Origin of the sequence: Fundicoccus ignavus, from assembly GCF_009659375.1 — a bacterium.
Taxonomy (GTDB): domain Bacteria; phylum Bacillota; class Bacilli; order Lactobacillales; family Aerococcaceae; genus Fundicoccus; species Fundicoccus ignavus.
The window spans coordinates 42,082-57,131 of the sequence record NZ_WJQT01000006.1; the positions used below are offsets into that span (position 1 = coordinate 42,082).

Sequence of the window (15,050 nt, forward strand, 5' to 3'; positions counted from 1 at the left end):
TTATATTAAGAACAACCCTCGGTCGTCATATATTGACTCCACCATAATGCTTCCATGTCTTAAAGCACGATCCAAAGCCATTATAGTCGCCACAACCCCATCAATCTTCTCTGTAGATTTCTCTTTATCTGGTTTAATATTACCAGCTGGATCCGTTCGAATAAAAATGTTGTCCATCATCCAACGTAAAACGGGATGACCGGCATGCGCAAATTTCTTCTCTAAAGCAATCTTCATTAATTCTTTCGTTGGTGGACTCATATCTTTAAATCCTTGTCCGAATGGAACAACTGTAAATCCCATACCATCTAGGTTTTGAACCATTTGTATGGCGCCCCAACGGTCGAAAGCTATTTCTCGTATATTGTATTTCATTCCTAATTCCTCAATAAACTGTTCAATAAAACCATAATGAACGACATTGCCTTCAGTGGTTAATAAGTGACCTTCCTTTTCCCATAAATCATAATTTACATGATCACGAGCAACTCTTAATTTAAGACTATCTTCAGGTAACCAAAAATAAGGGAGGATGTAATACTTATCATCTTCATCTTCTGGCGGGAATACCAACACAAACGCAGTAATATCTGATGTACTGGATAAATCGAGTCCTCCATAACAAACACGCCCTTCAAGAATTTTAGGATTAAATAGAAAGCTGCAAGCATCCCAAACCTCCATGGGCATCCAGCGAACCGTTTGTTTAACCCACTGGTTTAAACGTAATTGTCTAAAGGCATTTTCTTCTGCAGGGTTTTGTTTGGCTGAGTCACAAGCTTGATGTACTTTATCCATCTGAACTGTAATCCCTAATGAGGGATTGGCTTTTTTCCAAACTACCGGATCAGTCCAGTCGTCTTCTTTTTCAGCGCCATAAATAACAGGATAGAAAGTTGGATCTGTTTTTTTTCCTCCAATAATATCTTCAGCTTTTTGATGCGTTTCATAGCAAATAGACTGTGTGTCAGTTCCTGCTGTTGTAATTAAAAAATATAAGGGTTGTGTCCTTGCATCCCCTGATCCCTTAGTCATAACATCAAATAGTTTTCTGTTCGGTTGGGTATGCAGCTCATCAAACACGACTCCATGAATATTAAAACCATGTTTTGAATAAGCCTCTGCTGATAACACTTGATAAAAGGAGTTCGTCGGTTGATAAATAATTCGTTTTTGTGAGGTGAGTATCTTTACCCGCTTATTTAGGGCTGGACACATTCGAACCATATCCGCAGCAACATCGAATACAATCGTCGCTTGTTGTCTATCAGCAGCACAACCATAGACCTCGGCACGCTCTTCTCCATCCCCACAACATAGAAGCAAAGCCATCGCTGCTGCAAGTTCCGACTTCCCCTGTTTCTTAGGTATTTCCACATAAGCCGTATTAAACTGGCGATATCCATCTGGTTTTAGGACACCAAACAAATCACGAACAATCTGTTCCTGCCAATCAATTAATTCAAACGGCTTCCCTGCCCAACGCCCCTTCGTATGCGTCAAGGCTTGTATGAAATTCACCGCAAAATCTGCACTATCTTGGTCATAGTAAGAATCCTCCGCCATAAATCTTGTTGGCTGATAGTTTTTTAGCTTTCTTATTGCTATCACCTCCGAAAAAATGCATGAAAAAAGCCCTCCGTCAGACGTATCTGTAATGGAGAGCGATTGAACGTTCGCTGTCATAATAATTAAAATCAAAATCTACGTTAAACAAGTTATTTATATTTTTACGACTTTATCAATTCCATCAAGTACATTTAAACTAGACCCATTATCCCAAGAGACTAACAAAGACCCAAGATCATCGACCCACTTAACTCTTCCTAAAGTACCCACAGGGGGTGCCTGTGGATCATCCATTTTAATAAGTTTGACTCGGCTACCTACCGGAAATTTATCTCTTAATATTTCTACACGCTTTGAATCAAACATGTTATCACCTCCAGTAACATGTACCCTCTAAATGAAGTGAAAAGCAAGTCTAATCAACCTTCATAGCCATAATTTCTTTATATGAAAATTCTACTCCATCTCGTTCAACTTTAACCTCAGTATCATTATCAACCAACTCAATATAACGATTTACAATCACATCCGCAAACTTCTCGTCGAGTTCGATCGTATAACAAATACGGTCTGTTTGTTCACAAGCAATAAGGGTTGAACCACTGCCTCCAAATGGATCGAGCACTATAGAGTTAGATATTGTTGAGTTTAGAATTGGATAAGTTAGAAGTGGCACAGGTTTCATGGTCGGATGATCTTCACTACGTTTTGGCTTGTTATACTCCCAAATAGTCGTCTCCTTACGACCGGAATACCATAGGTGCTTTCCTTTGGCTTTCCATCCAAATAAGATAGGTTCATGTTGCCATTGATAAGGTGCTCTACCTAAAACCAACGAATTCTTCTTCCATATACATGTACTTGATAAATAAAAGCCAGCTTCTTTAAAAGCTCGCCTAAAAGTAAATCCTTCAATCTCTGCATGAAATACATAGATGGACGCATCATCGCTCATTACAGTTTCAATACCAAAAAAGGCATTGCGTAAGAATTGATAAAACTCATTTTCTTCCATTTGATCATTTTTTATTTTCCCAGCCATACCTTCATAGTTCACATTATAAGGTGGGTCAGTTAATACTAGATTAGCTGTTTTACCATTCATCAATTGTTGGTATGCCTCTACCTTTGTAGAGTCTCCTACCAATAATTTATGCTTACCTAAGTGCCAAATATCCCCTAACTTAGAAAATGAAGATTTCAGTAATTCTTCGTCCACATCAAAATCATCATCCTCAACACCTTCGGTTAAAGTAGCTTTAAACAACTCATCTAGTTCTGCTACATCAAAACCAGTAAGAGATACGTCAAAGTCTGAACCTTCTAAATCAGTAATCAAGCTCATAAGTTTATCTTCATTCCATGAACCAGAGATTTTATTCAAAGCTACATTGAGAGCTTTCTCTTGGTCTTCATCAATATTAATAGCTACACATTCAATTTCTTTAAATCCCAAGTGCTCCATGACTTTTAAACGTTGATGCCCTCCGACAATTCGACCTGTCTGTTCATTCCAAATAATCGGCTCGACATAACCAAAAGTCTCAACAGACCTTTTTAATTTTTCATATTCAGGATCACCCGGCTGAAGATCTTTTCTAGGATTATAATCCGCTGGTATTAGGTCAGTGATCTTTTTCTTTTTAATCTGCATAATCTTCTAATGCCTCCTTTATCTTGTAACAATCAAAAGTACGTTCCCATAAGTAGATAAAAGATGAAAAATGACCATATCGAGCCGTCTTTTTATACTTAGGTTTTCTTAAATCTAAAAAGTCTATTATGGATCCTGGTTTTAAGTTAAAGTACCGCTTAGTAAAATCAGTTAATACTTCATCACTATACTTGCTTGTTTCATGAGAAGTGACCTGGACCATGACAGGCTTAGCTTTCCCAATCGCATAAGATAATGAAACAGAGCACTCCGAACAGATCTCTGCTTTGACATAATTCTTCGCAATATAACGAGCCATATAAGCAGCTGAACGATCTACTTTACTCGGGTCTTTCCCTGAAAAAGCACCCCCACCATGAGCTGCCAAACCTCCGTAGGTATCCACCATAATCTTGCGACCCGTTAGGCCTGTATCTGCCGTGGGTCCACCCGTTACAAATCGACCAGAGGGATTAATCAAAATAATTGTTTCTTTATCAATGGGATAATGTTCAAAAATAGGTAAAATGACTTCTGAAATCAATTCGCCTCTTAATTGCTGGATATCTTTATCTTCGTCATGTTGAACGGATAGTAGAACAGTATGAACATGCAATAACCGTTCTCCATCATATTCAAGCGTTACTTGAGCTTTCCCATCAGAATGAATACCTTCTATCACACCATCAATACGTAAAGTATCGAGTCGTTTACACAACTTATGTGCCAAATCTAAAGCTAAAGGTAAGCATGAATTCGTTTCATTCGTCGCATAACCATAGACGGTTCCCTGATCTCCAGCACCTAATAAATTGTATGAGGTATTATCACCTTGTCTGACTTCTAACGATTGACTGACTGCGGATGCGATATCAGCACTTTGCTTATTAATTAAATTATAAACCTCAAATTCATCCGGGTTGTAACCACTCTCCCAAAGAGCCACATCTACAACGTCCAAAACATTCACTTCTTCAGTCGTTGAAATTTCTCCAGCGAGGATGATTTTGCCATTGGTTGCTAAAACCTCACAGGCGACTCTAGCATTTTGGTCATATAAAAGGCAACAATCTAAAATTGAATCCGCTATGTAATCACATAATTTATCGGGATGACCCATACAGACACTTTCAGCTGTTTTAAACATTAACCATTTCCTTTCTTTCTCAGTAACCGCTCCATGGTGTCTTCCATCGGATTTCCTACATAAGCAGTTGTTGAATTTTGTTTTACGATATCGAATATCTCGTACCAAATAAGACTCGCTTGTTTTTGATAGTTTTGACTCATACTTACGAATGGGCTGGCAATGGCACCACCTGTTGTTGGGTGTTTCCCTAAAAGACCAAAGGTTGAGATTGCTACCTCGCATTGAATGTAACGTGCCATCGCTTGCGCATAAGTTTCGATTAATCGCTTATTTACTAATCGTTCACAGCCTCTACCTTTAAGCCATTCCCACGTTTCAATATAAATCTCACCTGCCTCAAGATTTGTGCCATCACGTTGTTTCGCTGACAAGTATTCTGATGGATTTGGCATTTCGTTTCCTTGAGGGTTGCTCTCGACTTCTAAATCACCCACTGATAAAGGGTCCGGACTAAAGTCAGGTAGATCGATAATATGAGCTTGTTTTCCCTTGGCCAATTTATCAACCAAAGCCTCGGGTTTCTCTCCTGAACGAGGACGTCTGCCTCCCCGTCTGGTTCCATCTCGCGCCACAATATCTACCTCCTCTATCGACTGGCCTTATACCCCCCTTTGAACTGCTTTTTTTGTGCGCGATAGGGCGACACCGTTATCCGTGGAGGAAAGGTTTAGAGATTTGACCTCCCCCTCCCCTCACGCACTATTTTTTACCGAACCGATCTCCGTCCAATACAGAAATTCTCGAGTGGCAGGATTTACACAAAGCCATCAAATTATTTTCATCATGTGCACCACCACGTCTCAAAGGTAAGATATGATGGACTTCTTCTGCAGTCTTTAGTTTGTTTTCTTTTAAACACTGCTGACATAAGGGATGCTCTCGAATAAATTTGTTACGAATCATTCGCCACGATCTTCCGTATCGTTTTGCAGTTTCTGGATCACGTTGATACTTTTCATAATGCTTATTGTTTTCTTTTTGATGTTTCTCACAGAAACTACCGTCAACTAATTCTGGACAATTTGGATGAGAACATGGACGTTTAGGTTTCCTTGGCATTGACTTCACTCCATAAAAAGAACCCTGAGAGTTTTCTCCCAAGGCTATTGTTCTATACTTTTCTACACCTTAACTATATCACTAAGGCTTACTCTCATTCTCTCTCATTTACTCTCATCTTTATTTTCTTCATGTTTTTTTATGACGGGCTCAATCTCTAACAGTGCTTGTTTATGAATACGAAAGACATGCTGGATACTAAAGTTCAAGTCCACTGCAACCTGTTCAAAGGATAAGAAATTCAAGTAACGTTTTTCCAAAACCATTTGTTGCTCTTTATCCAACATCTTGTTTATCATTTCTGTGATACGAACTTTGATATCCACTAAGGCATCAATATCTTTATTGATTTCTTCTTGAAGCATTACAATCTTCACGATAATTTCTTCCAAACGAGAAGTATTGCGTCCTGGTGCTTTTGGCATATCTGATAAGGTACTAGTTGCTTTTTGTGCCAAAACGTTCAGTGAATCTATCTGTTCAATTTTACTGTTGATACGATGATCTAAATAGAATGCCTGTTGTAAGAATTTTTTAGGTGTCAAATACTCCTACCTCCTCGTTTAAATTATTTAGTAACAATCCACCATCTGCATCTGTGATTTCTTTAAACCATTCAGATAAGAAAAATCTTTCGCAAGATATTAAATGACGATTCGCAACATCGCTCTTAGGATTTCGTTTTAATTGTTTACAAGCACTTCGATAATCTTTGACCGCTTGTAGAACAATCTCATGAGCTAATCGTTCATAAGGGTTATCCATTAACTCACCTCCAAGTTCGCTTTAACAGCATCAATTAAAGCATTTTGATTTTGACTTTTATTTTTCAGTGCCTTTAGAACATATTCATCTAGTGTATTCTTCGCTAGAATATGGTGGACGATCACACTTTCAGTTTGACCTTGACGGTAAAGTCTTGCATTGGTTTGTTCGTAGAGTTCCAATGACCAAGTTAAAGTAAACCAAACAATTGTAGACCCTCCACTTTGAAGATTAAGTCCATGACCTGCACTAGCCGGATGAATCACTGCCACTGGAACTTCTCCCTTATTCCAATCTTTAAAGTCTTGTTTGCTTTTAAGTTCTCTAACATCAAAGCGTCCTTGAATACGATGTAAGTCGTGCTTGTACCAATAAATAATTAGTAGTGGCTTACCATTCGCACCCTCTATTAAATCTCCCAACGCATCTAGTTTTTTGTCATGAAGATGAATTGACTCTCGTTCTTCACCGTACACACTACCACTAGCCATCTGAAGTAGCTTACCAGAGAGTACTGCTGCATTGACTGCATCAATTTCTCTATCTCCCAAGGTCACCAGCATATCTTTTTTTAGTTGGTCATAAGTAGCTTGTTCTTTATCAGAAAGCTCAACCGATACTTTATTCATGATGAGGTCAGGCATATCCAAATAATCTTCTGCTTTCATCGAGACAGTCATATCACCTATCTTTTCATAGATAGCTTCCTCTGCACCTGTACGTAGCTTGTATGAATAAATAATCATGCCATTACGCTTATCTGGTTCAAAGTAAGTTTGTCGATACTGGGTAATGAATCGTCCAAGTCTTTCACCCTTATCTAAGATTCTAAAAGGTGCCCATAAGTCCATCAGGCCATTACTTGAAGGGGTTCCTGTTAGACCCACCATTCGTTTGATGATTGGCCTCACTTGTACTAAGGCTTTAAATCGCTTCGCAGTATGTGACTTGAAACTAGAGAGTTCATCGATTACGACCATATCGAAGTCAAATGACATCTCACTCTTATTCACCAACCAGTCGACGTTTTCTCGGTTAATGAAATAAATATCCGCTTTTTGCTTCAATGCTTGGGTGCGTTCTGTCGCACAACCAATGACCGTTGAATAGTTTAGTAGCTTTAGGTGCTCCCATTTATCACACTCGTCAGGCCAAGTGTCCCTTGCAACTCGAATGGGTGCAATGATTAACACCTTCTTTACCTCAAAGGAATCAAACATTAAGTTTTGAATGGCTGATAAGGTAATGACTGTTTTCCCTAAACCCATGGCCAAAAACAAGGCACTAACTTCATGTTTTTCAATGTACTCAGTCATCGATGCTTGATAAGGATAAGGGTTAAATTTCACTGGCTGTCACCTCCTCAATGATGGTATCAATTTGTTCTAAGTTATCCAGCACATAATATCGAAAACCTAACTGTTGCAAATCATTCATCCGCTTCACTTGGATAGGCCTAAGCTTTTCGCCCGGACTTTTCACTTCTACAAAAGCAAACTTCCCTCCTGATAACAAAATTAAACGATCAGGTAAACCTATCATGCTGGTAGAGTTTAGTTTCAAACACAACCCACCTTGTGCTTTAACTGTTTTCACTAGTTGTGCCTCAATTTTATGTTCACTCATTTTTTGCATGCTATCACCTCAATATAAAATGTTGAGTTAATCGTATTAGTGGAAGCTGTGAAGGCTGTATATATAACCTTTATATAGTGATTTATTTTTTTATCTATATAGAAAAGTTATATAGATAGCTTACACGACCTCCACTAGCCCTATTATCATCATGTTTTACGAAAATTCTGAATTCAATTTCAAACCTTGAATGTAGTTCCCATCACTACGACGGCGGCGAACAAAGCCTTCTGATGCCAGTGCCGCATAAAAGTCAGTACTACTGCGAGTGAACTCTCCTGTCCTGAAACAAAACGCACGATACTCATCATAAACTTGTCCAGACTTCTCCACAAACGCATTGTCTAACTCACAACAATCATTGAGGAATTGTCCCATCCAATCATTACTTTCCCTATATTCTTCAATAGCCTCCCTCACCTTTTGAGGGAGTGGTATCTTAAAGTCGGAGGCAATAACCTTTTGTGCCCCTTCAATCATCCAAGATAAAATAGCACCGCCAGCTTCATGGTATAGGTAATCCGCATAGTTCTTAACATCACTGCGTCCCTCAATTTTTGCTTCAAATGGAATCACAATCAATCGTCGCCACGTTCCGCTATCAATGGCACCTACCTTCGGTAAATGGTTCGTATAAAGAACCAAGGTATGACTGGGAATGAAGCTAAATGGTGACTTATACTTCTTCTCTGCAAAAATTTCATCAGTCGAGCAAAGCTGCTTAACGATAGAAGTATTCAGTCGCATGCCTTCTTGAAGCTCGGCAGAGATGAGTAAACGTTTGCCTTTGGATTCTGCCAACTCTGGTTTTACATTTCTTCGGTTATTCACTGTTAAAACATCTGCAGATAAATTTCCACTATAGTTTCCTAGAATACGCGAAATGGTATTCCAGAAAGTAGACTTCCCGTTCCTCCCATCACCATAAGCTATTATTAAGGATTCGACATAAACCTTGCCAATAATTGATAGGCCTACGATTTGTTGCACATAATTAATCAAGTCTTTATCATCCAGAAAGAAGGTATCTAAGGCATCTAGCCAAAGCTTTAAATTTTCTTTATTGGCATCGACCGTTGTCTGCTTTGTAATGAAGTTCTCTGGAAGGTGTTCAAACACTTCTCCCGTTTTTAAATTAAGGGTCTGACTGGGTGTATTTAATAAAAATTCATTGGTATCCAAATCTGCAGAGCTAATTTCCAGCATCGACTGAGCTTGTCGTAGTGACGCATTAATACCACGATCATCACGACGTTTAATCGCATATTTTTGATAGGCAATAGCCACTTGAAGATTTTTATAAGCAATACGCTGAGGTTTAGAAAACACTTCTGTGGCCTTCTTTTCTCCAACGCTCTCAATAATGGCCAAGCCGCCATTTTGTTCCAATTGTCCTGAAAATTCTAGGATTTGTTGTTCAGCTTCCTCTAATTGACGAAACGTTAACTCTTGGGCTAAACCTAGTGATTTAGGTTTTGATTCTTCCCAGTAGCTACCGTTATAAATTAGATAATCCGTTGCTGGCGAATAACGTAACTTTCTTTGATATTCCCCTGCTAATACGGTTGCTTGACCTACATCCGAATAGTCAGACGGCTTTAAGGTTGAATTTGGCTTGAATTGTTCAGGCGGAATATAGTCAGGTGATTCAGAAATACGTCGACCAAATCTCAATGCAGACTGCCATATCTTCTCCAATTCTTCATCGGATAATGGCGGGGAACATAATGTTGACTTTTGGTTGAATAACTCACGCGATTCATCTGTATCCCCTAACCGAATCAAAATTCGACCTGCGTACTGACTCATGGCATTATTCCGACCTCCTTCTAAAATTTGGCCTTGTTCGCTATCCCACGTTTCAAATGAATCGGTTAAAATATCGGTGACATATTGATCACCTTTTACAATTTCAACGATTGGATTTTCAACGCCAAAAATCAGTCGAGCACTATCCATCGCGTTTGTATCGAAGTATGGAAAAAAGTTCAGAATCGCTTCTTTGGTTTTACGGTACTCTTTCGCATCATGAATTGAATGAATGGGAAAATAGACATGGAAACGAGGTCGAGCCGATTGGTTCTCTTTCTGCTTCCAGTGGTTACGACTCGTTACGAGCGCCATCTTTACACCTTGAAAGACCAGCTTCACATCCTCCATATCAATCCAACTAGACGCATCATTGGAATGGTCATTATCCAAGTCCATCACGATAACATTAGACTCTAGGAAATTTGCATTGGCACGATGGTTATTTTCATACTGAGCCGTCACATGATCGTACTGCATAGCTTCTCTAAATTCTTCTTCAATATTTGCTTCAATACGGTTAGGGAAAATAAAGCTATTTGCCTTTTCTCTAGTATTTGTTGTGTATAAAATCATCTAGTAACCTCCTGGCAATCTTCACTAAACCAACGAATCATCATATTGCGGTGTTTTGCTCGTTGAATTTCCTGACGCATTCCTTCAGACAGATTATCGCCAAACACCCATAATTCTTTACATCGACCTAAAAGGATTAACTTTACTCGCAAGGCATGTTGACGGCCCTCCACATCTAAGTCATTCATAATATGTGGGAATAAAAGATTTGGCGTGATAGGGATCGTTCCTTTTTCTAATGCAAAATGAGCATACTGACGGGCTAACTCGGCGTTCACAACTTCATCTCCTGAAAATGATGAGCAAATATATACAATTGGCAAATAATTTAATTTCTTTAATGCCTGATAAGCCGTCGGGTCATAGTATCCTGACCCATTTAGCCATTCTTTTTGTTTCACTTTAAAACCCCCTAGTCTTTCTGATAAAAGAGACACTCAAAACCATCAGCATCTAGCGGTAGTCCGTCTGCCCACTTTGGTTGTTCTCTCATTATTTCATTGACTTCTTCAATACTTGATTCTCCAATAGGCACTTCTAGCACGACCTCATCGTGGACATGCATGACGATGTGATATCCCGCAGCTGCGAGTCGTTGCATTGTTTCTGCTAAAATATCTCGAGCAATGGCCTGAACAACATTTTCGACAAACTTGCCGCCATAGCTTTCAATCCGTTCCCATTTTTTCCCTAGAGCAATTCCTTCATAAGTAACCGACTCAGCACCAAAACGGTTCTGTCCCATTTTAGGTTTGGGATACGCAAGTCGTCGGCCACTCGGCAATTCAATAAATAGCATCCCTTTCTCATAGGTCAAAATCAGCGATTTTAAGTAAATTGTCTCTCGAGACTTCACTACCTGCTTCACCGCCTCATCCATATCCCACCAAAATTGAACAATGTGAGGATTGGCAAAACGCCAGGAATCGACAATGCCCTTTAACTCAGCTTCTTCCAGTCCCATCTCTATAGCTCCCATCGCTTTCAAAGCACCGACGGACCCTTGATAGCCACACGCCAATTCAGAAATTTTGCCTTTTTGACGCAAATGCCCATTCACTCCATTCTTCTCAACAGGTACATGGAACATTTGACTGGCTGATTGACAGTAAATATCTGCCCCGGCTTCAAATGCCTTTAACCGCCAGGACTCACCGGCAAGCCAAGCTAACACGCGCGCTTCAATGGCTGAGAAGTCTGATATAATAAAACGATGCTCTTTCTTAGGGATAAATGCTGTTCTAATCAACTGGGATAAAACATCCGACGGACTATCATAAACCAGTTCCAACTCTTGAAAGTTCCCCTCTCTAACGAGGTCCCTCGCAAGTTCAAGATTAGTTAAATTATTACGTCTTAAATTTTGTACTTGAATGAGTCGTCCTGAATATCTACCTGTGCGATTCGCACCATAAAATTGAAGCAGCCCTCTGGCTCTTTGATCTTCTCCCCTAACATTCTCCATCGCATGATATTTTCGAACGCTGGATTTTGACAGTTCTTGCCTTAGTTCCAAAACTTCTTTAACGAATCCAGTCGCATCCACTAGTTCCCTCTCAACTTCCTTTTTAGCAAGTGACTTAATCGGAAGACCTTGATGGTTTAACCATTCTTTGAGTTGCGTTGGTGAATTTGGATTCTCCAATTCGGTTAACTGAATTGACCGTTTCATATTTTCCTCCCGTAATTGTTTATCAAATTTGATGGCTTGATTGACAAGTATAGGATCTACCTCTATGCCATAATCATTGATGAATTGGTCTAAGTGATAATGGGACCATTCAAAGTCCGGCATGGGAAAATGTGATAATCGGTTTTGAATAGCGATTTCGGTCTCAACGTCTTGCTTATTGTATTCCTTAAATCCTCGCCATTTTATTCGATCATGACTCGGTAGGTTTCGTGTGCGTTGTCCGTTCAATTGGGTGGGTTTACAGGGCACTGAAAAGTAACGGATAAGTGACTTTCCCTCAATCTTCTTCTGCTCATTTGATCCCAATACTTGTGCTGCCTTTTCTAAAGACAATGGCAGACCTAAATAAGCAGACCAGACCATCGTGCAGTACCATGATTCTGGAGAAAGTGATTGTCCTAGATAACTCGATAAACATACACGCTCGAAGTTAGCATTAAAGGCCCACTTTTTAACGCGGTCATCTTGAAGTGCTGATATCACTTCTTTTGATAATAATTCTCCTTGAGCTAAATCAACTACCTCAACGGGGCCATGATTAACAGCATAAGCGAAAAGGAGGACCTCGAAGTCCTCGCTCTGCGCGTACTTGTAGACACCCGCTTTTGATAAGTCCACCGAAGAAAAGGTCTCGATATCAATATTTAAACTATCAATGACCATACTCATCCAACTCCTTCAACTTCACTTTCACATCAACATAGGCTGCAACTCCGACTCGGATGAGCCAAGTAAGGCCCAACCGATGAAGAAGTTATTGACTATAATTTCCATCTACTTATCGCCTCGGAACTTGTAAAATAGCCAGACGATTAAATGACCTAACCATGTTCCGACCTGCCAAGCTCCCGCTAAATAGATTGCATCCTTAGCGATTTCGTTTAAACGCTCCATGCACTTACCTACCCCTAAGCTAGAAAGTCATCATCAACAGCATCAAAATCTGAAGTAGCTGATGTACGCCCGCCTAATGGCTCACCGTCACGAAGCTTCTGAACGTTACCGAGGCCAACTGCCACACCTCGATTACCGTTAACGTTATACGCATAAAAATTTAATGACACACGTGCATAAATACCTGAGTAAACTTCAGAACGTTCAAGAATTGGCTGGACTGATTGGTCAACAATTTGTGGTGCTTGAACTGAGTTCGCGTTAATGAAATAGGCATCTTTGTATGCCGCATCATCACGTTCTACATCTCCATCACGAAGCGGTAACTTTAAAGCAGCTTTATTAGGTTTCTTACCACCAAATTTACCAATCCCCACTTCAATGGCCGCATCCATAGCTGCTTCTATCTTTTCAATCGTTTTTGTATCAGATTTTGGAATAATCAAACTCACAGAATACTTATCTTTGCCACCATTCATCCCCGGTCTTGGTTCCCACACATTTGCGTAAGATAAACGAACTTCACCTGTTACTACTTTAGTGTTCTGTTTAGACATATTATTTTTCTCCTTTTCTAATTAAAATCTACATTTACATCATGTTTGACGATTTCTGGACGGCGATCCGATGCAGGTACCAAAGTTGGTTGCCCTGATGGTTTAGTAATTAAGTCACCAAATACTTCTCGGAATTTCTCTTTACCTAATTTTGCTTCGAGCTTAGTGAGTGGTAGTAAGGATTGTTGGTAAATATCCTCAATATTTTGTTCCGTTGCTCGTTGTTCTACTAATTTAGAATCAACATATTTTCGATTTGAACGCGATTCTACAAGTTTGAAGTTGGGATAATGTTTACCATGTTCTACTGCTTGTTTTTCAGCATATTCTTTAACATCCTTGGCCCATTTTGCTAAATCATCGACATGGGATAAAACCTCTGCCATTTCTTCATCATTCAGCAAATGAGCTTCTTTCAACTGATATTTACGAAGTTCTAGATGATGATTAGCACGGTCTTTGGAGATAGCTTTGATTTTAGTCATTGCTAACCAATCACCATACTCCAATTTGCCCTCACCTTTATAAGCTTGCATAGCTTTAGCCTTAAGTTCTCCATTAGCCCACTCTAATATGGGGGCAGTATCCATCGTCCAAGTTGCTACATTACCAATACGTGGCTGGTAGATGGTCATCCGGACTTCTTCGATATCGTAGATGCTATCGACGAGATTGAGTGCACCTAGGGCATACAATAGAAGCTGAGTATTGTTCTCGGGATTGACGTAGTATCTGCCGTACTTTAAATCAATCAGATGCAATATTTTGTCTGAGATAAGTACAGCATCTCCTGTACCAAATCCTTCTGGAACATAGGGCGAAAAGTCCAATCGCTGTTCGATAAACAACAATGTGTTTTCACCTAATGATTCTTTATGTTCAACCACAAAGTTGGCATAGTCCTGACAGTAGCGTTCCATGTCTTCGTCATGATAAATCGAACCTTCTAAAACTGACGCTTGATTTAACTTCAATTTTAAGAAATGTTCGGCCATCGCATGTGCTGCAGTCCCCTGTTCTGCCGCTTCTGATGATTCATCTTCCGGAACCATCGCTTCAAGTAATGCAATCGGTCCATGATTCAACCATTTGTGAGAACTGGAGGCGGAAAGCAATGCGTGTTTCTTAGTCTTCATGTGCTAACGCCTCAACCGCTTTCCACAACTCGGGATAGACCTTAGGTTCTAATTCACTTAATTTGTTGCTACCAAATTGTCGGATGAGTGACCGAATTTCGGTAGTAAACCCTTGCCTTGACTTCTCTGCTAGAAATACCTGAATTGCTTCAAACGAAACAGGATGTATTTCCGAAGCAACTTCTTCAACTGGGTGATCATTATTCATAAAATTTAAAAGTTCGATTAGGCTGTCGTTTAGATTCTGAGCATCTTCTAACACTTGTTTGTACAACTTCATTCTCGACATGTTTATCTCCTTTACTATTAGACATGATTTGACGTGCGAGCTTCTTCGTTACTATTGAAATCGCAATAAGACTACTAGCAATTTCTTCATTAGTTGTTTGGTCCAAGACCGATTACCTCCTTCCATTCCTCATAGGACATCCGTCGCTGTTTTGAGTAACTTTTTAGAAAGTATTTTCAAATTTCTTCTGTGCCTCCAAGAAAGATGGCGACTTTGATTTTTTCCTTCCATCTCTCTTAGGACATCCAGCATCAACTTGAGTAA

At 39.6% G+C, this 15,050-nt stretch carries 16 protein-coding genes; all 16 read right to left on the reverse strand.

Annotation, left to right across the window (positions count from 1 at the left end):
* The 16 genes from GF867_RS05865 to GF867_RS05940 all read right to left on the reverse strand — a co-directional run bounded on the left by GF867_RS05865 (nt 1) and on the right by GF867_RS05940 (nt 14,786).
* On the reverse strand, nt 1–1,566 hold the full coding sequence (locus tag GF867_RS05865) for a terminase large subunit (protein ID WP_153832175.1): 1,566 nt from the start codon (nt 1,564–1,566) through the stop codon (nt 1–3).
* A gap of 156 nt (nt 1,567–1,722) precedes the next feature.
* Entirely contained in the window at nt 1,723–1,935 is a 213-nt protein-coding gene (locus GF867_RS05870; RefSeq protein WP_153832176.1) for a DUF4314 domain-containing protein, read from the reverse strand.
* A 49-nt stretch (nt 1,936–1,984) separates the two neighbouring features.
* On the reverse strand, nt 1,985–3,223 hold the full coding sequence (locus GF867_RS05875) for a site-specific DNA-methyltransferase (protein ID WP_153832177.1): 1,239 nt from the start codon (nt 3,221–3,223) through the stop codon (nt 1,985–1,987).
* Nucleotides 3,213–4,370, reverse strand: coding sequence for a methionine adenosyltransferase (metK, locus tag GF867_RS05880; RefSeq protein ID WP_153832178.1), 1,158 nt, complete (start codon nt 4,368–4,370; stop codon nt 3,213–3,215). Before metK ends, GF867_RS05875 begins: the two co-directional genes overlap by 11 nt.
* Nucleotides 4,370–4,945, reverse strand: coding sequence for a terminase (locus GF867_RS05885; protein ID WP_366927765.1), 576 nt, complete (start codon nt 4,943–4,945; stop codon nt 4,370–4,372). Before GF867_RS05885 ends, metK begins: the two co-directional genes overlap by 1 nt.
* A gap of 127 nt (nt 4,946–5,072) precedes the next feature.
* Nucleotides 5,073–5,432 (reverse strand): HNH endonuclease, encoded by a 360-nt coding sequence (locus GF867_RS05890; RefSeq protein ID WP_153832179.1) that lies wholly within the window; start codon nt 5,430–5,432, stop codon nt 5,073–5,075.
* A 104-nt stretch (nt 5,433–5,536) separates the two neighbouring features.
* Nucleotides 5,537–5,977 carry a DUF1492 domain-containing protein gene (locus tag GF867_RS05895; protein WP_153832180.1) on the reverse strand — a complete coding sequence of 147 codons (441 nt, stop codon included), beginning with the start codon at nt 5,975–5,977 and terminating at the stop codon, nt 5,537–5,539.
* Complete coding sequence (locus tag GF867_RS05900) at nt 5,967–6,197, reverse strand: hypothetical protein (protein WP_153832181.1); 231 nt, start codon at nt 6,195–6,197, stop codon at nt 5,967–5,969. Before GF867_RS05900 ends, GF867_RS05895 begins: the two co-directional genes overlap by 11 nt.
* Nucleotides 6,197–7,546: an SNF2-related protein gene (locus tag GF867_RS05905; RefSeq protein WP_366927766.1), complete on the reverse strand. Its 1,350-nt coding sequence runs from the start codon at nt 7,544–7,546 to the stop codon at nt 6,197–6,199. The genes GF867_RS05900 and GF867_RS05905 overlap by 1 nt, the downstream gene beginning before the upstream one ends.
* Nucleotides 7,536–7,832 carry a VRR-NUC domain-containing protein gene (locus GF867_RS05910; protein ID WP_172973969.1) on the reverse strand — a complete coding sequence of 99 codons (297 nt, stop codon included), beginning with the start codon at nt 7,830–7,832 and terminating at the stop codon, nt 7,536–7,538. Before GF867_RS05910 ends, GF867_RS05905 begins: the two co-directional genes overlap by 11 nt.
* A gap of 156 nt (nt 7,833–7,988) precedes the next feature.
* Nucleotides 7,989–10,217, reverse strand: coding sequence for a phage/plasmid primase, P4 family (locus tag GF867_RS05915; protein WP_153832182.1), 2,229 nt, complete (start codon nt 10,215–10,217; stop codon nt 7,989–7,991).
* Nucleotides 10,214–10,618 carry a DUF7768 domain-containing protein gene (locus GF867_RS05920; RefSeq protein WP_216650270.1) on the reverse strand — a complete coding sequence of 135 codons (405 nt, stop codon included), beginning with the start codon at nt 10,616–10,618 and terminating at the stop codon, nt 10,214–10,216. Before GF867_RS05920 ends, GF867_RS05915 begins: the two co-directional genes overlap by 4 nt.
* Nucleotides 10,619–10,629: 11 nt before the next feature.
* A complete protein-coding gene (locus GF867_RS05925; protein ID WP_153832183.1) occupies nt 10,630–12,573 on the reverse strand; it encodes a DNA polymerase in 1,944 nt (647 codons plus the stop codon).
* 245 nt (nt 12,574–12,818) lie between these two features.
* Entirely contained in the window at nt 12,819–13,361 is a 543-nt protein-coding gene (locus GF867_RS05930) for a DUF2815 family protein (RefSeq protein WP_153832184.1), read from the reverse strand.
* A gap of 17 nt (nt 13,362–13,378) precedes the next feature.
* A complete protein-coding gene (locus tag GF867_RS05935; RefSeq protein WP_153832185.1) occupies nt 13,379–14,497 on the reverse strand; it encodes a DUF2800 domain-containing protein in 1,119 nt (372 codons plus the stop codon).
* The gene (locus GF867_RS05940; protein WP_153832186.1) at nt 14,487–14,786 is read right to left on the reverse strand and encodes a hypothetical protein; all 300 of its coding nucleotides are present in this window, start codon (nt 14,784–14,786) and stop codon (nt 14,487–14,489) included. Before GF867_RS05940 ends, GF867_RS05935 begins: the two co-directional genes overlap by 11 nt.
* Nucleotides 14,787–15,050: the final 264 nt, after the last annotated feature.

Coding starts and splice junctions, on each gene's coding strand:
- GF867_RS05915 (WP_153832182.1), bottom strand. CDS start 10,217: ATGATTTTATACACAACAAATACTAGAGAAAAGGCAAATAGCTTTATT.
- metK (WP_153832178.1), bottom strand. CDS start 4,370: ATGTTTAAAACAGCTGAAAGTGTCTGTATGGGTCATCCCGATAAATTA.
- GF867_RS05935 (WP_153832185.1), bottom strand. CDS start 14,497: ATGAAGACTAAGAAACACGCATTGCTTTCCGCCTCCAGTTCTCACAAA.
- GF867_RS05925 (WP_153832183.1), bottom strand. CDS start 12,573: ATGGTCATTGATAGTTTAAATATTGATATCGAGACCTTTTCTTCGGTG.
- GF867_RS05870 (WP_153832176.1), bottom strand. CDS start 1,935: ATGTTTGATTCAAAGCGTGTAGAAATATTAAGAGATAAATTTCCGGTA.
- GF867_RS05930 (WP_153832184.1), bottom strand. CDS start 13,361: ATGTCTAAACAGAACACTAAAGTAGTAACAGGTGAAGTTCGTTTATCT.
- GF867_RS05910 (WP_172973969.1), bottom strand. CDS start 7,832: ATGCAAAAAATGAGTGAACATAAAATTGAGGCACAACTAGTGAAAACA.
- GF867_RS05940 (WP_153832186.1), bottom strand. CDS start 14,786: ATGTCGAGAATGAAGTTGTACAAACAAGTGTTAGAAGATGCTCAGAAT.
- GF867_RS05875 (WP_153832177.1), bottom strand. CDS start 3,223: ATGCAGATTAAAAAGAAAAAGATCACTGACCTAATACCAGCGGATTAT.
- GF867_RS05890 (WP_153832179.1), bottom strand. CDS start 5,432: ATGCCAAGGAAACCTAAACGTCCATGTTCTCATCCAAATTGTCCAGAA.
- GF867_RS05900 (WP_153832181.1), bottom strand. CDS start 6,197: ATGGATAACCCTTATGAACGATTAGCTCATGAGATTGTTCTACAAGCG.
- GF867_RS05865 (WP_153832175.1), bottom strand. CDS start 1,566: ATGGCGGAGGATTCTTACTATGACCAAGATAGTGCAGATTTTGCGGTG.